At 33.5% G+C, this 19529-nt stretch carries 16 protein-coding genes; 9 read left to right on the top strand and 7 right to left on the bottom strand.

The genetic code is table 11. The features are described 5' to 3' along the window. Positions 1-58: 58 nt before the first annotated feature. Genes M9897_13975 through M9897_13965 form a run of 3 tightly spaced genes read right to left on the bottom strand, consistent with a single transcriptional unit; the run spans position 59 to position 2023 of the window. Positions 59-250, bottom strand: a complete 192-nt coding sequence (locus M9897_13975) for a membrane or secreted protein (protein ID MCO5269991.1) — start codon at positions 248-250, stop codon at positions 59-61. A gap of 49 nt (positions 251-299) precedes the next feature. Further along, on the bottom strand, positions 300-1046 hold the full coding sequence (locus M9897_13970; protein MCO5269990.1) for a DUF2807 domain-containing protein: 747 nt from the start codon (positions 1044-1046) through the stop codon (positions 300-302). Further along, on the bottom strand, positions 1046-2023 hold the full coding sequence (locus M9897_13965) for an acyloxyacyl hydrolase (protein ID MCO5269989.1): 978 nt from the start codon (positions 2021-2023) through the stop codon (positions 1046-1048). Before M9897_13965 ends, M9897_13970 begins: the two co-directional genes overlap by 1 nt. Before the next feature lie 492 nt (positions 2024-2515). Here M9897_13965 and mazG point away from each other — a divergent pair, with 492 nt between their 5' ends. The 3 genes from mazG (at position 2516) to M9897_13950 (ending at position 6514) form a co-directional block, all read left to right on the top strand. Then, positions 2516-3283 carry a nucleoside triphosphate pyrophosphohydrolase gene (gene mazG / locus M9897_13960; protein MCO5269988.1) on the top strand — a complete coding sequence of 256 codons (768 nt, stop codon included), beginning with the start codon at positions 2516-2518 and terminating at the stop codon, positions 3281-3283. Positions 3284-3384: 101 nt separating this feature from the next. Next, positions 3385-5730 carry a TonB-dependent receptor gene (locus M9897_13955; protein ID MCO5269987.1) on the top strand — a complete coding sequence of 782 codons (2346 nt, stop codon included), beginning with the start codon at positions 3385-3387 and terminating at the stop codon, positions 5728-5730. Positions 5731-5974: 244 nt separating this feature from the next. After that, a complete protein-coding gene (locus M9897_13950; protein MCO5269986.1) occupies positions 5975-6514 on the top strand; it encodes a hypothetical protein in 540 nt (179 codons plus the stop codon). Between the two features lie 330 nt (positions 6515-6844). Here M9897_13950 and M9897_13945 read toward each other — a convergent pair whose 3' ends face one another. Together M9897_13945 and M9897_13940 are read right to left on the bottom strand one after the other, a co-directional pair. Beyond that, positions 6845-7480: a carboxypeptidase-like regulatory domain-containing protein gene (locus tag M9897_13945; GenBank protein ID MCO5269985.1), complete on the bottom strand. Its 636-nt coding sequence runs from the start codon at positions 7478-7480 to the stop codon at positions 6845-6847. 50 nt (positions 7481-7530) lie between these two features. Next, on the bottom strand, positions 7531-8052 hold the full coding sequence (locus M9897_13940) for a hypothetical protein (GenBank protein ID MCO5269984.1): 522 nt from the start codon (positions 8050-8052) through the stop codon (positions 7531-7533). A gap of 169 nt (positions 8053-8221) precedes the next feature. Here M9897_13940 and M9897_13935 point away from each other — a divergent pair, with 169 nt between their 5' ends. From M9897_13935 to M9897_13920, 4 genes are all read left to right on the top strand, one after another. Continuing rightward, the gene (locus tag M9897_13935) at positions 8222-9508 is read left to right on the top strand and encodes a hypothetical protein (protein MCO5269983.1); all 1287 of its coding nucleotides are present in this window, start codon (positions 8222-8224) and stop codon (positions 9506-9508) included. Positions 9509-9625: 117 nt separating this feature from the next. Further along, positions 9626-11212: a hypothetical protein gene (locus tag M9897_13930; GenBank protein ID MCO5269982.1), complete on the top strand. Its 1587-nt coding sequence runs from the start codon at positions 9626-9628 to the stop codon at positions 11210-11212. Then, on the top strand, positions 11209-12438 hold the full coding sequence (locus tag M9897_13925; protein ID MCO5269981.1) for a hypothetical protein: 1230 nt from the start codon (positions 11209-11211) through the stop codon (positions 12436-12438). Before M9897_13930 ends, M9897_13925 begins: the two co-directional genes overlap by 4 nt. Beyond that, the gene (locus M9897_13920) at positions 12426-13904 is read left to right on the top strand and encodes a T9SS type A sorting domain-containing protein (protein ID MCO5269980.1); all 1479 of its coding nucleotides are present in this window, start codon (positions 12426-12428) and stop codon (positions 13902-13904) included. The genes M9897_13925 and M9897_13920 overlap by 13 nt, the downstream gene beginning before the upstream one ends. Before the next feature lie 6 nt (positions 13905-13910). Here M9897_13920 and M9897_13915 read toward each other — a convergent pair whose 3' ends face one another. Together M9897_13915 and M9897_13910 are read right to left on the bottom strand one after the other, a co-directional pair. Then, on the bottom strand, positions 13911-14414 hold the full coding sequence (locus tag M9897_13915) for an HAD-IIIA family hydrolase (GenBank protein MCO5269979.1): 504 nt from the start codon (positions 14412-14414) through the stop codon (positions 13911-13913). Then, the gene (locus tag M9897_13910) at positions 14404-15183 is read right to left on the bottom strand and encodes a DUF2520 domain-containing protein (protein ID MCO5269978.1); all 780 of its coding nucleotides are present in this window, start codon (positions 15181-15183) and stop codon (positions 14404-14406) included. Before M9897_13910 ends, M9897_13915 begins: the two co-directional genes overlap by 11 nt. 97 nt (positions 15184-15280) lie before the next feature. On the opposite strand from M9897_13910, the gene ccsA reads away from it, so the two are divergent. Further along, positions 15281-18568, top strand: a complete 3288-nt coding sequence (gene ccsA / locus M9897_13905) for a cytochrome c biogenesis protein CcsA (GenBank protein ID MCO5269977.1) — start codon at positions 15281-15283, stop codon at positions 18566-18568. After that, positions 18558-19280, top strand: coding sequence for a bacillithiol biosynthesis deacetylase BshB1 (gene bshB1 / locus M9897_13900; GenBank protein MCO5269976.1), 723 nt, complete (start codon positions 18558-18560; stop codon positions 19278-19280). The genes ccsA and bshB1 overlap by 11 nt, the downstream gene beginning before the upstream one ends. The last annotated feature ends 249 nt before the right edge of the window (positions 19281-19529 follow it).

The raw sequence follows: 19529 nt of genomic DNA, 5'->3' as shown, positions 1-19529 counted from the left end.
ATCCCATTGGCTTTTGAACATATTTCCTAACAATTTAAAGGATAAATACTATCATTATCTATTCATCAGCTTTACATTTCTCTTCTGGTTTTGCTCCACACAAACCACATACAGCTCCTTTCTCTTGTAAAACAGGATTGTTACTGGCACATGTTCCAGAAAATTTACCATCCTTTTTAATTAATATTTTTACTGCTATTCCAGCGAATGCGACTGCCAATAATGCGATTGCAATTAATACTACTGCCATACTTTTATGTTTTAATCTTTAGATTAAACACAAAATTACAATAAATGTTTTAGTTTCCTATATAAATTAAGTTTCCCTTTCCTGACTTTGATACAGATTTGTTGACAGGGTGACCAATGTAGTTTATATTTCCCTTCGAGTTAATCGAAACGTCTAAGAAATCAGTGTTTGCATTAATATACATATCCCCAACAGAATTAGAATTCACTATCAATTTGTTTTTGGCTGTAAAATTTCGTGCATCTCCATATGAATTGCTCCTACAATTAAGAAAACCAATAAGAGTTGATCCTGCCAACTTAAAATCAGCATACTCATTAGCAATTACCATACTCATATAACCATTTTTTACTTTCAAATCTAAACTTCCTGAACAATCTTTTACAATAACTCTTAGCTCATACGATCTGATTGTATCCTGACTCTTCAGATATTGAGAACCTCCAAATTCTATATATCGGATAGAGTCTATATAAATATTAGCCTTTACTTTATCTTTATAAGAACGGAGAAATTCACACTTATTATCATCCCGAATAGTAATGCCATGATTATCCTCATCAACATCAATTAAAGAAACTAAATTCTTTCCACCAACCAATACAACTTTTGAATAAGATGATGGAATAATGGTATATTCTATATTTCCAAATAAGAATAAGGAATCAATTTTTGATGTCAGGACAACTTCCTTTGCAACTCCTTCCCCGGTTGATTTGAAACATCTTCGCTCAAAAGGCTTTTTACAAGAAAAAAAGAAAAATATCAATATTATAATCCAATATACTCTATTCATTACCATCTAAAAGTTAAACCATATTCAAAATAATCAGCCTTTGCCCAATGCGATTTAATGGTGACATTACCCCACAAACGATCAATAATTCGAAAACGAGCGCCAAACTTTAAATACACCCATCCATTTGGAGGTAATGGTTTATACACATACCCTCCCATTCCCAAGAGAATATGAAATCTATGAATTGGTAGTACATAAGCTCCATATATACCCAAACGCATATTCTTATGGAAAGAATATGTTACATCATTATAGGGAACAATAGATTGATTATAAATAAAATCAACTCCTGTCTCTACAATTGATTTTTTAGAAAATCTATATTGTGCAAAATTGGTCAACCCAAAAATACCATATAAATGCCCTCCTGTAGGATAAATTTGTTTAGCCGACAAGATTAATTGTGTATAAAAATTCCATTTTTTAATCGAAGGACCTTCAATTTCACCATTTGCTTCACCTGTCATATCAATAGGCTTGAAATAATATGAATAACTAAGTTTCACTGTAGGAAGATTTACTCCAAGATTTGGCAAAACAATAGCACCATTAGATAGATGTGTCATATTTATTTCAAAACCAATGGCATGTTGTTTCCATATTTTTTCCACTAAGAGTCCTGCACTTACCATGCAATTCAAATTTGAACCGATAGCATTGTTCTTTGGATTTCGTTTAACATCATATTTTTTAGTTATAAACCCTATTCCTCCATTAAAATTAGCTCCAAAACGAAAACCTTTCTCCTGGAAAAAGGGTAAATTAAGTCCACCAAGAACACCAATAACTTCTCCTAAGATTTTATTATTACCTAAATTACTATAGACTATGCCTAAGGTAATCTTCGGGAAATTATAATCGTGATGCCATTGTTTAGTACCGTTTGTTAAAATGCTTCCTTGTAATTCTACTCCATAAGCATATTGTGAAAGCAAGTGTTTCATGGTTGCTCGATGAGCTATTAAATATCCCATTCGAGGCTGTACACCTATCCCATAATTTTTGCTCTGACTAAATACATGTATCTGGCCAGTCAAACACAGAACGAGACTAAATTGGATTAATATGAGAGTTTTTTTGAAGATCAAGCTATAGTGTGAAAAACGCGTCCAAATATCGTATTTTTTATTTTCTCTTCAAAATTTAATTGTAATAGAATGATTTTAACCCGTTGTGCATTTGCAAAAATAAATAAGATCAATAATTTCTACTGTATATGAATTATATTTAATTTGTAAAGTTATAAGAAATAGGAATTATTTAAAAAGATAGACCCCGAGCACCAAGGTTCTCGGGGTGACAATTGTGAGGGGAGACAATCGGTCGGCAAAGCCGACCGCCTAACCTTCTCTAAGGATTGTCACCCCGACGGACGAAGGAATGTCGGGGTCTAATATTATTTATATTTTATTCTAAATGCACACCGAGTTGATTTTACTGTTATTTTAGCATGAAAAACGAGTATTATGGTTGAAAGTTTATTGGCATTTGAGCGTTTGCTCAAAATTATGGATGATTTAAGGGAAAAATGCCCCTGGGATAAAAAGCAAACATTGGAAACCCTTCGTCCACTCACAATAGAGGAAACATACGAGTTGACTGATGCTATCCTCAACAAGGATATGAACGAACTTAAAGGTGAAATTGGCGACCTTATGATGCACATGGTTTTTTACAGTAAAATAGCCGACGAACAAAATGCTTTTAATATAGCAGACGTGCTCAACGCTATTTGTGACAAATTAATCTATCGTCATCCACACATCTATGGAGACACAATAGCTGAAGATGAAGAAACAGTGAAAAAAAATTGGGAAAAACTCAAATTAGATAAAGGAAGAAAATCAGTTTTAGAAGGAGTTCCAAGCTCTCTCCCCTCTCTCGTTAAAGCCATTCGTATTCAAGAAAAAGCAAGTGGCATAGGCTTCGATTGGGATAATCCAAAAGATGTTATTGCTAAAATTCATGAAGAGGTAGATGAATTAGTAGCTGAAGTAAACAACAATACTTCTGATATAGAACAAGAATTAGGTGATGTACTATTTTCTATCGTAAACTATGCACGATTCATTGGTATAAATCCCGATACGGCATTAGAGAAAACAAACAAAAAATTTATCACACGGTTTCAACACATGGAACACTCCATACAGGGAGACAATAAGAATCTAAAAGAAATGTCTTTAGAAGAAATGGATAAATATTGGGTACAAGCTAAAAAAATTAAAGGCTAGCCTGCTTATTCATAGGTATTTTTAAATTTTAACTTTTTAAATACAACAAAAAAGTTAAAAAATTAGTAATTATGCAACTTCAATTCTAAAAACGGCATATTTTGAAAACTTTAATTTACATCTTACTAATCTCCTGCTTTACTACATTTGCGCTTGGACAAGGGAATTTCACTATTCGAGGTTTTGTATATGACAATGTAAGTGGAGAAGCTGCAAGTTATGTTAAAGTACTACTCAAATCAGTTGAAACAGGAGCACAAATCGGTGCCACCACAGACCTAGACGGTATCTTTCAGTTTTCTAAATTGAACGAAGGAAGTTACGAGATTAACATCCGTAGTATGGAACATAACGAAATAAATGAAGTTATAAAAGTTGGTGCTTCAAAAGTATTAACCCTAAGATATACCCTTGAAAAAGCAGATGATGTGAAAGAAATAGAAGGGGTATCTGTCTATGGACAAGATCAATCCAAGCAAACAAAAATCGACATTTCTGTAAACAAGTTGAAACAAGAAGATTTAGAAAGATTGCCGAGTTTTGGTGCTGAAAATGATATTATTGCCGCATTTTCAATCACTCCTGGAGTAATCACTACGGGTGACCAAGGAGGTCAAATGTATGTGCGAGGTGGTACGCCAATTCAAAATAAGATTATCCTAGATGGAATGACTATATACAACCCATTCCACTCTATCGGGTTCTTCTCAGTGTTTGAAACAGAATTAATTAAAAATACGGACATTTATACTGGAGGCTTTGCTTCTAACTATGGTGGACGAATTTCTTCTATCATGGATATTACATACAGAGATGGTGACTTGAATAGACACGGAGGGATGGTTTCTTTATCTCCTTTTATGGCGAAAGCAGTTGTTGAAGGGCCTTTATATAAAACAAAAGATGCTGTAGGTAGTGGTGGTTCCTATATTTTGGCTGCAAAACATTCTTTACTAAACTACGTTTCTAAATCTATCTATCCTTATACCAACAATGGAGATGGGCTTCCATTCTCTTTTACAGATATTTTTGGGAAATTTACTATCAAAACACCTGATGGAAGTAAATTCAACGCATTTGGTTTCTACAATACAGATAAAGTAAATTATGCCACACTTGCAGATTTACATTGGAATGCTTATGGCGGAGGATTAAATTTCACGGTAGTACCTCAAAACAATCCTGTTATTATCAAAGGTCACCTAAGCTCTTCAGGATATGATATTCTATTCCAAGAACAAAATGGACAAGCACCTAGATATAGTAAAATCATTGGTTTTGATTTAGGTTTTGACTTTACCTATTTCTTAAAAAATCAATCTGAATTAACCTACGGTATCAATGTAGGAGGATTCACAACGAAATTCCTAACATACAATCAATTAGATAGAGAAATAAAAATTGAAAATTTTAATACCGAATTAAGCGCTTACCTAAATTACCGCTTGATAATTGGTAGATGGGTTGTAAATCCTGGAGTTCGTTTACAAGTTTATCCAGGACTTTCTGCTGTTATACCAGAGCCACGTTTAGGAGTAAAAGTTAATGCTACGGAGAAATTAAGATTCAAATTATCAGGAGGATATTATTCTCAGAACTATACTTCGGCTTCCTCAGATCAAGATGTTGTAACTCTTTTCTATGGATTCTTAGCAGCACCAAATAACGTTCAAACAAAATTCACTACGCCAACAGGTAAAGAAAAGCTTACAAAAAATGGTATTCAAACTTCTTGGCATGGAATCTTTGGTGTAGAATATGATTTAACGAAATCATTATCACTCAATGTAGAAGGATATTATAAATATTTCCCTAAATTATCCAATATCAATACAACCAAGTTATACGATGATACCCCAGAGTTTAATGACAAGCCAGATGTATTTAAAAAAGATTTCATTCTGGAATCTGGTTATTCATACGGAGTTGATGTGCTTCTACAATTTAAGAAAGACCGAATTTTCTTATGGGGAGGATATTCTTATGGAAATTCAGATAGGTGGAATGGGTTTGACCATTATGTTCCTGTATTTGACAGAAAGCACAATGTAAATCTTGTTGCAACTTATGCCTTCCTAAAGAATAAAACCTTAGAAGTGAGTGTGCGATGGAATTTTGGTTCTGGACTTCCATTCACTCCAACTTCAGGATATTATCAAGGAGAGGAATTTAACAACGGTCTAACAACAGACTATACTACCTCCAATACACAAGATTTAAGTATTTTATTAGGGGACATGAACTCTGCTAGACTTCCTTCTTACCATCGTTTAGATATAACAATTAAAAAACGATTCCCTTTCAAAAACAAAACAGAACTTGAACTTAAAGCCGGGGTAACCAACATGTACAATAGAGATAATATCTTCTATGTAAACCGTGTTTCCAATGAAAAGATTTATCAGTTACCGATTCTTCCTAGTTTCGGTGTGAGTTATAAATTTTAGAAGACATTAAATAGAGATAATGCGGAGTATATAAAAAATACTCCGCATTTTTATTATCAGTAAAATCTATTCAGATCTAAAGTTAAAATTGGGAAGGTAGATACAAGAACCCTACTCATCTCGGATAGTAGATTCTCTCTTTTCAATCTATCTGTTAATAAGCGTGTTGATAAACTGATTTTACATGAGTTTTTATGCTTTAATTCCTTTCTAACTTTGTTGCGAACGATTTAATTACTGCTCCATGTTGGATACATTATTTAAGAAACGACTTTCAGACGAAGTATTAGCAAAATATTTTGTTAATGGAATCCTTAATACGATAGAACAAGGATTCAATGAAATTAAATCATTTTTAGAAGAAGACCCTGCCTTTGTTACACCACCTGATTTAAAAGATGCACGCAATGGCCATTTTGCTATGATTGTAATTGCAGGCAACATAGGAGAACTTTCTAATACTTTTTCTCCTTCACAACAAAAATCATTAATGCCTGTAATCTTTAATATGTTAGCAGATTCACTTGGAATGGAAGAAAAAGATTTCAAAGAATTATACAATGATTACGCTGCCTTTATGAAACGTGTAAACTATCCTTCTAAAGTCACGCTATACAGCATGTCAAAAGGTATGTTTCACAAATATGGTCTCAACGAATACCAAGAAAATTATTTTAAAAGCCTCAACACTCCCAACCCACTATTCATAAAAAGGATGGATGAAATTATGAAAAACTTTTTATGGAACTGGGATGCTTTCTTTAAACGATATAAAGTTTATTAGTAGAAGGGGGTTTACAAAATATTTAGTTGGAAAATTTTATATCTAACATTCATTTAAATCCAATTTATAGGATTGTTTGACAAATACCCGTAGGGACATACGGCCGTACGTCCCTATGGGTATTTGTCAAACAATATTTATCGAACAATCCTTTATATCTCACGCCTCGTTGAATCGAAGGTTTTTATTCGATTATATTTTCGTTGTTCAGTTAGCTTTGTCTCGCTATGGTTGTCTCGGAAGTAGCGACTTTATCTTACAAAGCCATCCTAGATAAACACAATATATTTACGGTATGTGGTAAATATGAGATTATTCAGAATTTCTTTACTATTTCCCCGATTCTCTCTGGAAATCTCCATTTTTCCATGATTGAATAAATTTGCTCCAAGCAACTGGATTCAACAGATTGTTAATAGGGGTTTGTCCTTTGGTATATAACATTGTCCGCGTTTGTTGAGCTTGCCAATTATATGCCAGTTTGCCATCTGTGGGAAGTCGTGCGGCTATGGCGGCTAAATTCTCTCCCGACAACTGTCGGTGTGCTCGACGAATAGCATCATCATACGGATCCATTTCAATAAAAGCTTTAGCAAAAGCTTCCTTAGAAGGCCAAGGATAAATATCTACCTGAGGTAAAATCAACGTATCAGGTATCATGATATGGATGATAGAATAACGATATTCAGACAAGGTGTCTGGAACAATGTATGACCCAGTTTTAAATCCAAAAGCATTGAAAATAATGGTGTCTCCAGGACGAGTAACAAAACTAAAATAACCGTAATAGTCTGAAATTGTCCCATTATGGGTGGTTTTATTCATGATAGAGGCATAGGAGACTTGGTCCAAACTATCTGCAGAAACTAATACTCCGGATAATTGAATTAATTTTTCAGATTTCTTATTCTGTGAATAGCTAAAGCCGAAAATAAATAAAGAAAGTGCTAGTAAAAAATATCTCATAATTATTGTTTTCAATGAATATACAAAAAAGATTCCAGTTTTAGTTCATATTAAAACATGCGTTGGAAATCATCTTTTAAAATCTTAATAGCAATCTCAGTTGGTAATTCTTCTAACTCCCCTGCTATTTCAAATATCTTATTTGCTAAATCAATAGAAGTAGCATGTTCATCCAATTGTCCTGCAGCAGTATTGATAATTTTAATCGTTTCTTCTTTACTTTTTTTTACATAATCCCAAATATTGATAGGAATAAATAACTGTTGCGCTACATTGTGATCAAATTCAGTACGAATATTATTCAACAAATCCTGCTGAAACAAGGACGCTGCTTTATTCGAATGATGCAAACGCATAATTAAGTTATGAGGAGTGATACGCTCTAGCAATAGAATAATGCGTTGATATGCTTCCATTCTAGGCTCAACAAATAATTTTTGTCTATCTCCTTTCAATTGTAACGAAAGATGACTTAATTCCTTGTCTTTATTTTCTCTTTGAACAATATAAACAGCAATGATAACTGCCAAAGCAGGCACCAATCCAACAACAATATATGCTAAATACTCCATCTTCTTAAGTTTTCTTCAAAAATAACATCCTTTACCAAATAAATGAGTCTGGTAACAAAAATTAACGTGAAAAAGAAAAGGAAATTTTATAACAAGACATCGTTTGTCTCTTTCTTATACATGCATATTTAAAAAAAATAATAGTAGATTTACACTTCAATAAAACATCATGAGTAGTAAATTCGAAAAATGGTTAAACAAGGAGTATAGTTTTACAACTGCTTTTGTTTATCTTCTTTCATTTACGTTGTTATTTATCCTTTTTACATTTATTGGTAAAATTTCTTTAACCAACTTCACCTCATCTTTGTTACAATGGGATGCTAATTGGTATCACTCCATTGTTACTGAAGGTTATTCATTTCAGGAAAAAGTACAAAGCAACTCGGGTTTTTTTCCAGGATTCCCCTATTTATGGAAAATACTCCACCTTAATCCCTTAGGTATAAGCATAATTAATTTTTTAATCTTCTTAGTCTCCTTCTCTTGGCTCGCTTCATACCTAAAAGCTTCTAATCTGAAAGCGCTCCTTATACTCACACTTCCCAGCATATTTTTCTTCTATGTTCCTTATTCAGAGTCTTTGTTTTATGGATTAACGATATGGGCTATTATCAATTGGAAGAAAGAAAAATGGAAATGGGTTTTTATATCATTTGTATTGCTTTCTCTCGTTAGACCTTCCGTATTTTTTCTGATTCCTGCGATATCTGCTCTTCTTTTGTTCAATCACAAAAAGCATCATTTTTTACAAATCTTGCTATTATTATCTGCACTTATCTTAGGAACATTATTAGGTTTTTACATTATTGGAAATGCTACAGGAAATATTTTTGCCTATTCCGAATCCCAATCAAACAATTGGAATCACCTATTCTCACTCCCCTCTTTTCCTTTAACCACTTGGCGCGGATATCGGATTCTTTGGCTAGATGCTTGGGCTTTCTATAGCGCATTAATTATTGCTTTCTATAGCCTTATATGGGGCATTTCATATTTCCAAAAAAAGATTAAACACATAAATGATGAAATTCTTTTTATAAGTTTCATATATATATCCATGATACTGTTATATGTACTCTTCTTCCATTTAAAGGAGGATAATAGCACTTCCATTTTAAGTATGAATCGCTATCTATTCTGCAATCCTTTTTTGCATTACATATTATTTAAACATCTTTTCAACGTAGAAGTAAACCAAAAAAACATACGCATTCTATCTGCTATACTTGTAATAACCTTAATCGTATTCGGATTTCCATATAGCAATGTAGTCGAACTCAATTATATTCAATCTATGTTTTTCTTTGCAGGTTTTATTGGGTTCATACTATTGCAAACAATTCCTCTACTCAAAAGAAAATACACGATACTATATTTACTGATTCTAGCCACCAATATTATTCTTCAACTCTATCTCTTTCAGGGATATCTCAAAGGAAACTGGATAGGATAATATCTAAAATCTATTTATCTTACATTTTAAAATCAAAACAAATTCAAACTTGTTATAAAATATATCTTATATTTCATTATTTTCGTACTGTCCAATGTTAAGACTTATACAATTTATATGAAACTCAAAAGAATTTTATTTTACATAAGTGTCTTGCTGTTTTTACTAACAATCAGTATAAGTTGTCGAAAAGAGAAAGCAAATTGGACTTCTGATTGGGTTATACCGCTTGTAAACGACTCATTAGTTATTAGTGATTATGTTAATGATTCAACTTTTGCTATAAATACCGATCATTCTATTCAAGTAATTTTAAAACGAAGACTAGTTGATTTAAATCTAAGTAAACTTGTAAAGATTCCAGATACTACTATCAAGCAATCCTTTATAAGTTCTTTAAATGCCATTAACGTCACTCCTGGATTTACATTCATAGATCAGATTCAGGAACATAATTTTGATCTAAAGGATATCGCCCTAAAAGAAATCCGAGTTAAAAAGGGTAAGGCAATCGTAAAACTAGAAAATCCGCTTCCAACAAAAGGTATTTTTACTATTTCTATCCCTGGAGCTTCTAAAAATGGTGTTGAATATTCTCACACAGAAGAAGTTGCCGCTGGTACTCAAGCAAAACCAAGTATAGCAAAACTCACCCTTGACTTAACGGGTTATGACATAGATTTACGAGGAGAACTTGGTAATTCTTATAATCTTTTACAATCTAAAATGAAAGTAAAAACAGATCCACAAGGAAATACCATTACTCTAACTCCTCAAGATATTATAAATTATACTATCTCATTTGAAGATGTTGAGGTGGATTATGCAAAAGGCTACTTTGGTCACACAACCTTTTCAGATACTACCAAAGTAGATTTAACATTCTTCAACAAGATTATGGGAGGAGCTGTAAACATTGATGATATTGATTTGAATTTAACTATCCGAAATGGGATTAAAGTTAGGGCAAAAGGATTGATTCATGGGATTGAAAGTATAAATCAGAAAACTTCTCAAACCGTGACGCTAACTCATCCCTATTTTTCTAACTCTTTATATGTGAATCAAACTCAAGGAGCGTGGGATAACTTAATTCCGTCTGAACTTACATTTCATTTTGATAACTCTACCGGAAACTTAAAACAATTTCTAGAAAACCTAGGTAGCACATATCAACTTCAATATGCCCTAGAGATTAACCCTGATGGAAACGCATCAAGTGGTAATGATATTCTTTATCCAAAAAGCCGTATAGGAATAGATATCGATGCTAATTTTCCACTTCGTGTTGGGATAGATGATTTAATCTTACAAGATACATTTGCTATCGATTTTAAGAATGACAGCAAATTACTGAAGGTTAATCAAGGGAAATTTATCTTAAAAGCGTTAAATACTTTTCCGTATGGGGTAAATGTGGAACTAACTTTATTGGATGAGGATAATAAATCATTAGGACAAATTAAATCACAAGGTCAGATTTTATCTGCTTCTACGGATAATGTGCTAGAAAAACATATTGCAACTGACAATACGGTTGAATTTTATATTAGCAAAGACAATGCAGAGAAATTAGCAACAACCAAGTATATCATGCTAAGAGCTACTTTCAACAGTACACATATCAATAATAACATTGTATATTCAAATGCAGCATTAAAGTTTTTACTTTCTGCACACCTAGAATTGAAATCTAGTTTATGAGAAAGAGAATTATTTACATAATATCTGTTTTGCTGTTGTTTTTTCAAACAATTACAGGATACGCGCAAGAACTCTTACCAACGCTCTATGACACGCTCCCATTTAATAATGAAATTTCATTACACGGAAACATCTTTGAACACAGCACTTCACTTAACAATGAATTTGCACGGAAATTTATGTTTGGCGGAGAAATCAGTAAAGATTTAAGCAAAAAAACATACGAAAAGCAGAAAGATTACAACCGATTTGGCGTAGGAGAATATGTTTCACTAGAGTATCGTTCAGGCAAAAGTATTTTTAAAAAAAATGAGAACTGGAGTTGGATGATTGGTGCTGCTGACAACTTTTATATTTGGGGAGATTATTCTAGTGACCTTTTTGGTTTAGCTTTCTTAGGCAACGAACCTTTTTTAGGAAAGAAATTAGATTTATCTAATACGTATGGACGCTATGAACGTTTTTTAACAGTTGGAGGAGGATTCCATAACCTTAAAACAAAATCTTATATTACACTGCATGCTGTTTTACCAATTAGTTTCTTTGATATAGATGTGGAAAAAGGAGATTTATCCTTTAACCAACAAGGTGACGAAATTAAATGGAATATAGATGCTGAAGTTAATCAAAGTAATCCATACCCATTTTTCAAAGGCATGGGGGCAGCAGTAAATTTTGGGTTTAATTTTAACTTTGGAAAGCCTGATGCTAAATTTAATGGCGTTTTGAATATCACTGGAAGGAACATTGGTTTTTACTATCTGAATGACGCTCAAAAAACAACGATACGCACCAAAGACGTGTTCTCAGGATTTGCACTAGATGATTTATTTAAAGAAAATGTCTTAGAAAATCTAAAAGACACATTTCAAATAGAAACGGTACAGAAAGGACAAACCAAACTTTTACCTGGTTTTATACAAATTGGCAAAGTAGCAACTGTACATTCTTCCAAAAAATTACAATCCATTTTTGGCATTCGAATGTATTTGAACCGCTCCTACAAACCTATGTTATATGCAGGCATTCATTATCAACCATTTGAACAATTTTCATTGGGCGCTCAAGGTACTTTTGGTGGATATGGAAATTTCCGTGTAGGCTTGTACGCTTCCTATCATTTGGAGAATCTTCTAATTAGTATAGGAACCGAAGATATTTTAGGCGCTGTTCTAAGAAGTCAATTGGGTCATTCTATTTTATTAAAAGTAACATGGAGATTCTAAAGAAAATATTAGTTATCCTGCTTGTATTACCATCATTTTACGGAATGACGCAAAATGGTTTTTATAAGAAATATACTGCGGGTTCTTTTGTTAAAGGAAATGGTATTACACAACTTCCCGATTCTTCCTATGCCATTACAGGTGTAGGGGGCGACTTTGATGGCGCTTCGGGTCAGGCTTACTTAATGATTGTTGACAGTTTAGGAAATTATTTATGGTCTCAAAATTATGGCTCTGACACTACAGACGAAGTAGGAGTTAGAGTAATGCATAAAGAAGGAGAAGGTTTCTATATCGCAGGATATTCAAGTGAAACTGACGATGGCAACTTCAATTTCATGCTTTTAAAAACTGATGAGTTGGGAAATCTTCTCTGGCAGAAGAACTATGGGACAGCAAATTGGGAAATTTTACATGATGCTATGCTTCTTGATAATCAGATTATACTCGTTGGAGAAACAGATGGGTTAACGACCCAACAAAAAGATATGTACATGGTCTTCACCGACTTAAACGGAGATACCCTATGGACTAAAACGATTGCTTCTCCAGTAAATGACATTGCTTATGCAGTAGATACTATTTCAAGTTCGGAACTACTGATTGGCGGACAAAAGGGAGATAATAATTTTGAGAAAGGTGTTTTGATTTCTTGTTCGCTTACAGGTTCAATAAATTGGAGCAAATTTGACAACACACGCCTCATTCCATTCATTAAAGATGTGATAGTATATGAGAATGAAATATATGCTTGTGGCGCATATTATAATTCTGATACCACAATTTATGATATCTGGTATGGGCAATATGACTTAAATGGAAATTATTTGGATCATGTTCAAGGAGATTTCGTCTATTCTACCAACACATGGATTCCTGCCATGGCAACAATAGACGATTGGGATTATAGTTTATTCATTGCTGTTGAATTTGATGGTCCAGAAGCAAGTCCTGAACCCTATCCTGGTGGATTGGATGTTCAAATCATACGATTTAGTCGTTTGATGTTTTATTGGGGTCCTTCATATAATTACTCTGCTTACAACGATGATTTTATTAATCAGATGATACCAACCAATGATGGAGGTATTGCTTTTATTGGCACTTCAAGTGATAATGGTAAAGATTTAACTGCAGGAACACGAGGTATGCTTGGAAAGATAGGACGTAATCTAGTTGACCCATACGTAGATGATAATGATATTGAAGAGTTTAGTATTCTTTCTGTGTATAGCGAATCTCCAAAAAAATCATTAAAGATATACCCTAACCCTACCTCAGACATCATTCATCTTCCTTCAGAAGTTATTGGTTTAACTTATGAAATTCACTCCATTCAAGGGGAGATTGTTCTTAAAGGAGAAAGTAAAAACATCCTATCTTTAGAGGGATTGACTCAAGGTGTTTATTTCTTAAAAATAATGGGTAAGGAAAGTGTTTGGACTGCTAAAATCAGTAAACGCTAGAAATTATCACTCTCCTTTAAACCATTTACTCTGCACACGTAAGGTTTGTTCAATTACATCTCGTACTGCATGACGGCCTCCTTGGAAAGGAGACACATAATCAACCAATCGTTTTATTTCCACCGCTGCATCAGAAGGGCATGAAGATACACCCACTTGTTTCATCACTTCATAGTCCGGAATATCATCTCCCATATACAAAATTTCCTGATCAGATAATTTATATTCAGATTTGATTTCTTCGTATTTCTTAAGTTTATTGTGCGTACGCAAAAACACCTCTGTCACTCCTGTTTTCAACAATCTATTTCTTACAGATTCTGAACTTCCTCCGCTAATTACGAAAATAGTATATCCTTGCTTCTTGGCATATTGAAGTGCGAAACCATCACGAGAATTAAGTACGCGAACCACTTGATCTGCTAATAAAAATATGCTTCCATCCGTAAGAACCCCATCAATATCAAAGATAAAGGTACTTACTTGGTTCAACTTTTCTTTATAATTCATCTTTATTAAATTCTTTGATAATTAGCTCACTCATTAATTTATATAGTTCTCTAGTATCAGCATCTGAAATAGATTGTATATGCTGCTCAATAATTTTATTGTCTCCTCGCACTGCAGGACCTGTTTGAGCTTCTCTAGGTGTTAATGTTTGTAATTTTTCGGCAGTCTCCATTATCAACGGTTTTAACACTTTAAAATCAAGTTCATGCTCTTTCAGATGTTTTTCTGCTAAATAATAAAGAAAATTAGTGAAATTATTTACCATCACTGCTCCCACATGAATAAGAAAGCGCTCACGCGAATTTGTCTTTTGAACATTATCGCTCAAAGTTTGGGCTAGCCCTATCAATTCTTGTTCAAAAATTGGATTAGTAGCTTCAATCAAGAAAGGAACTTTAGAAATATCAACTTCTTTTTCCTCACTAAAAGTTTGTAAGGGATAGAATACCCCCAAATTCTCTCTAGCTGGTAAATCTTCTAATTTTATACTTCCAGAAGTATATGCAATTTTTACATGGTTAGGTATAGACGATAAAACTTTGCTTATCGCAATATCACTCACACAAACAATTACAATAGAAGTATTAGATAAATTGAACAAATCAGATATTACCGAAGTATGTAATTTTTTTGACAATTCTGCACATTTCTCTACATCTCTCCCCCATACACCTAATAAATCATGTCCAATCTGATTAAGATAACTACCTAAATGATAGGCGACTTTACCAGTTCCACAAATAACTATTTCTTTTTTATCAGTCAACATCACAAAAAGGTAGATTATAAAACTTGGGTAAAATTAACACTAAAATCATTCTAAATTAACAAAGCTTTTGTAGTTTTGCTACAAATTCAAAAGAAAGATGACAGATAAAATATTAAAAGAGCTCTTCTCTATGAAATTAATGGCCATAGGGATGATAATCTTTGCCATTTCAATCGCCGTTGCCACATTTATAGAATCAGATTATGGAACACCTGCCTCTAAAATTGCTATTTATGATGCTAAATGGTTTGAAATCTTATTGATTTATCTATCTATCAATCTAATTGTCAATATAGTTGCATATCGCATGTGGCAAAAAAGTAAAATTCCAACATTTATTTTTCACTTCTCTTTCTTATTGTGTATTATCGGTGCCGGATTAACAAGATATGTAGGCTATGAAGGGCAAATGATGATAGGAAATGGCGAGACAACTGACATCATTTATAGTAATACTCCTTATTTCACATTAAAAGCGAACGATGGAGTAAATCAATACACCTACCAAGATCCACACTGGCTGTCAGAAGGGGTTGCTAACCCTATTCACCTCAAAATCCAATTACCCAATCAAAAGAAAGTAAAGGTGGACTATGTATCCTACAAAGAAAACATGGTCGAAACTCTGGTAGATGATGCTTCAGAAGGGCGAGATGCTATCGAATTTGTAGTTCAGGGAGAAAGTCAATATATATTTAAAGGAGAAGAAAAAATAATAGGAGGAACAAATGTAATGTTTGAAACTAATGAAGAAACTTTCCCTGGTGTACATATCTATGAAAAAGATGGGCAACTTTTAATTTCTTCCGCTTTCCCATATCAACGGGTTAACATGGCGTCACTTTCTGTAGAAGATAGAATGAATAATAATATTCCCGCAGAAGCCATTTCTCAAATAGCAGAGGACACCCTTATTCCTTTCATCTCCGGAAATTTATATAACTTCGGAAGAGAAAGTACTGTTTTTAAAAGTTTTCACAAATCTGCTGCATTACAGAAAGTAAAATCCCCTGAAAAAGATGGCGGAAATAATTACTTAACTATAAAATTATCTACTGACACAGAATCAAAACTTGTAGATATCCAAGGAAGCGCTAAACACATCATTAAGGATGAATTTGTGCAATTTGCAGGATTAAATTTTCAAATTGGATATGGCGCAAAGCCTATTAAGATTCCATTTTATATTAAAAACAGAAAATTCGAGTTAGATAAATATCCAGGCTCTAACATGGCCAGTTCTTTTGCTTCTGAAGTAACTGTTATTGACTCTGCACATAATGTTTTTAGAGATCAACGTATCTTTATGAACAGAGTGATGGATTATAGAGGATATCGTTTTTTCCAGTCTAGTTATTTTGCAGATCAATCAGGTACTATCTTAAGTGTGAATTATGACTGGTGGGGTACTACTGTTACCTATATTGCATATTTCTTAATGGGATTAGGATTCTTCCTTTCTATATTTAATCCAAAAGGAAGAATCAAAGAACTTAACACGCTGGTTAAGAAATCTCGAGAGAATAGAGCTAAAATGCTGAAAGTATTCGTGTTATTAATTAGTATAGGATTAACTAGTGGAATTCATGCCCAAGTAGATAGCACAGCTTTAAATGAAGAAGTTATAGAAGAGCATCATGATCATGATCATGACCATAACCATGACCATGCAAATGAAGACTCTCAAGAGAACCATACTATCGAAGTTCATTATTTATCAGAAAAAGATGCAGCCAATTTTGATGATTTATTGGTACAGGATTATGATGGAAGAATTATCCCCTTCCATACGCTTGCTGATAAAATACTTAGGAAATTGCGCCGAGAGGATCACTATGATGATAAAACAGCGGTTCAAACACTACTAGCTATGCACTTGTATGGCCCAGATGGATGGAATTCAGAGAAAATACTTTATGTTTCATATAAAATTAGAGATGCACTAAATCTCGAAAAATACGTATCCATTAATGATTTGGAAGCCAAAGACGGTAATTTCAAATGGTATAAGGAATATGAAGAAGCTCACGGAAAGACAGATGCTTCAAAGAGTGAATATGATAAAGAATTAATTAAATTAGGTGAACGCTATCGCATCTTGAAGGAAATTTTCCAATTCCAATATTTACGCATCATTCCTATTCCAGGTGATGATAATGGAACATGGACTTGGCCTTTTGCAAGAGAAATGCAAGATAAAGACCAGACTAATAATGCTATTTCGCTAAATCTTTTACGTTCCGCTTTCTTAGTATCGCAAGGAGATAAGTCGGTAAGCATGGATGATGTAAAAAAGAATCTTCAGTTATTAAAAGATAATCAATGGAAAGAATTAAAAGCATACGAAGCTACACATCCTTCTATTGGCGTGCTTACACACAAACATGTAAATGTGGAGATCATGTATAATAAACTAAAAGCATTTGACAAAATTCAAAGTTCTTACTTCTTCTTTGGTTTTATTTTGATGATTATTTTCTTTATCCGCACCTTAATGACTCCAACACTAAAGAGTGAAAAGATTTTAAGTAGAATTTCGTATGTCTTTTTAACAGGTGTTATTTTAACGTTTCTTTTTCATGCCGTAGGGTTAGGTATGCGCTGGTATATTACAGGCCATGCTCCATGGTCTGATGGATACGAGGCTGTTATTTTTATTTCTTGGGCTACAATTTTGGCGGGACTCTTCTTTGTGAAGAAAAACCCAGCAGTTATTGCAGCTACTACATTGTTTGCAGCTGTGATGTTATTTGTCACTCAACTAAACATGTTAGACCCAGAAATCACGCCTCTAGAGCCTGTTTTAAAATCCTATTGGTTGATGATACACGTAGCTGTAATTACCTCTTCTTACGGTTTCCTTGGGATTTCTGCAGTACTCGGTTTTGTGAATATGATTCTTTATTTAGCTGTCACCAAGAAAAACAGAAAGCGTTTACAGATGAATATTATAGAATTAACCGCTGTATCTGAAATGGTAATGATTGTAGGATTATTCATGCTTACCATGGGTACTTTCTTAGGAGGAGTTTGGGCAAATGAATCTTGGGGGAGATACTGGGGCTGGGATCCAAAAGAAACTTGGGCTTTAGTTTCCATGTTGGTATTTGCTACTATTATCCATTTGAGATGGATTCCAAAACTTAGTAGTCGTTTTCTATTTAACGTGTTAAGTTTATGGGGATATTCTGCTATTCTCTTCACTTTCTTCGGAGTTAACTTTATTTTAGTCGGACTTCATTCGTATGCGCAAGGAGATGGAGTAGCAAAATTACCATTATCCGGTTGGCTAACCATACTATTTTTTACTATATTTACCTTGGTAGTCATAACCAAATATATGGTTGACAACAAGAAAGATAAAGTAAAAGAAAATGACGAATAAAGTAGATATTCTTGCTATTGGAGCGCATCCAGATGATGTAGAACTAAGTGCAGGAGCAACGATAATCAAAAGTGTAGCACAAGGTAAACGTGTTGCCATCGTAGATTTAACTCAAGGAGAATTAGGTTCTCGAGGTACTATTGAAACTCGTTATGAAGAAGCTGCTAATGCTTCAGCAATCATGGGGATAATCGACAGAATGAATTTGAAACTTGCCGATGGGTTTTTTGAACAAAACAAAGAAAGTCTCCTTCAATTAGTGCAAGCTATTCGTTATTATCAACCTGATATTGTATTGGCAAATGCAATCAGTGATCGTCATCCTGACCATGCGAGGGGTAGTGATTTTATATCCAGAGCCTGCTTTCTATCAGGACTTCTTAAAATCGTCAGTAAATGTAATGGGGCTGAACAACTTCATTGGCGCCCAAGAGTAGTTTACCACTTTATCCAAGATAGATATATAAAACCTGATTTCATCGTAGATGTTTCTGATTTTAAAGAGCAAAAATTTCAAGCAATATTGGCTTATAAGACTCAATTTTATCAAGAGGGAATGAGTGGCCCTAAAACTCCCATTTCAGGAAAAGGATTTTTAGACTCACTAGAAGCTCGTATGATACAATTTGGGCGAGATATCAATGTGAAGTATGGAGAAGGATTTACAACTGAAAGAACTGTAGGAATAGATGATTTATCTATATTGCTATAAATCTATTATTCATACCCAATAAATTTTATGTCGTTATAGGAGAGAGCTTTACTTTTAGAATGTCTGGCACTTATAGTCAATCGGAAGATTAACTAAAATAAATAATAGTCATTTAGGTATCCAAATTCAATCGAAAGGTGATAAAATTCTTAATAATGCTTTAGTGTGTTTTGACACAAAGAATTATTCAAAAGAAGAAATCTACCAATTTACAGAACAATTCTCTAAAGAAAGTTTAAAGCAATAATT

The organism is Brumimicrobium sp. (assembly GCA_023957385.1).
Classification (GTDB): Bacteria; Bacteroidota; Bacteroidia; order Flavobacteriales_D; family Crocinitomicaceae; genus Brumimicrobium.
This window is presented reverse-complemented; position numbering and strand designations above follow the sequence as displayed.

What these genes read in the sequence shown, in the direction of transcription:
- M9897_13950 (MCO5269986.1), top strand. Translation starts at nt 5,975, where the DNA reads ATGTTGGATACATTATTTAAGAAACGACTTTCAGACGAAGTATTAGCA.
- M9897_13965 (MCO5269989.1), bottom strand. Translation starts at nt 2,023, where the DNA reads ATGGGATATTTAATAGCTCATCGAGCAACCATGAAACACTTGCTTTCA.
- mazG (MCO5269988.1), top strand. Translation starts at nt 2,516, where the DNA reads ATGGTTGAAAGTTTATTGGCATTTGAGCGTTTGCTCAAAATTATGGAT.
- M9897_13940 (MCO5269984.1), bottom strand. Translation starts at nt 8,052, where the DNA reads ATGGAGTATTTAGCATATATTGTTGTTGGATTGGTGCCTGCTTTGGCA.
- M9897_13970 (MCO5269990.1), bottom strand. Translation starts at nt 1,046, where the DNA reads ATGAATAGAGTATATTGGATTATAATATTGATATTTTTCTTTTTTTCT.
- M9897_13910 (MCO5269978.1), bottom strand. Translation starts at nt 15,183, where the DNA reads ATGTTGACTGATAAAAAAGAAATAGTTATTTGTGGAACTGGTAAAGTC.
- bshB1 (MCO5269976.1), top strand. Translation starts at nt 18,558, where the DNA reads ATGACGAATAAAGTAGATATTCTTGCTATTGGAGCGCATCCAGATGAT.
- M9897_13975 (MCO5269991.1), bottom strand. Translation starts at nt 250, where the DNA reads ATGGCAGTAGTATTAATTGCAATCGCATTATTGGCAGTCGCATTCGCT.
- M9897_13920 (MCO5269980.1), top strand. Translation starts at nt 12,426, where the DNA reads ATGGAGATTCTAAAGAAAATATTAGTTATCCTGCTTGTATTACCATCA.
- M9897_13925 (MCO5269981.1), top strand. Translation starts at nt 11,209, where the DNA reads ATGAGAAAGAGAATTATTTACATAATATCTGTTTTGCTGTTGTTTTTT.
- M9897_13915 (MCO5269979.1), bottom strand. Translation starts at nt 14,414, where the DNA reads ATGAATTATAAAGAAAAGTTGAACCAAGTAAGTACCTTTATCTTTGAT.
- ccsA (MCO5269977.1), top strand. Translation starts at nt 15,281, where the DNA reads ATGACAGATAAAATATTAAAAGAGCTCTTCTCTATGAAATTAATGGCC.
- M9897_13930 (MCO5269982.1), top strand. Translation starts at nt 9,626, where the DNA reads ATGAAACTCAAAAGAATTTTATTTTACATAAGTGTCTTGCTGTTTTTA.
- M9897_13945 (MCO5269985.1), bottom strand. Translation starts at nt 7,480, where the DNA reads ATGAGATATTTTTTACTAGCACTTTCTTTATTTATTTTCGGCTTTAGC.
- M9897_13935 (MCO5269983.1), top strand. Translation starts at nt 8,222, where the DNA reads ATGAGTAGTAAATTCGAAAAATGGTTAAACAAGGAGTATAGTTTTACA.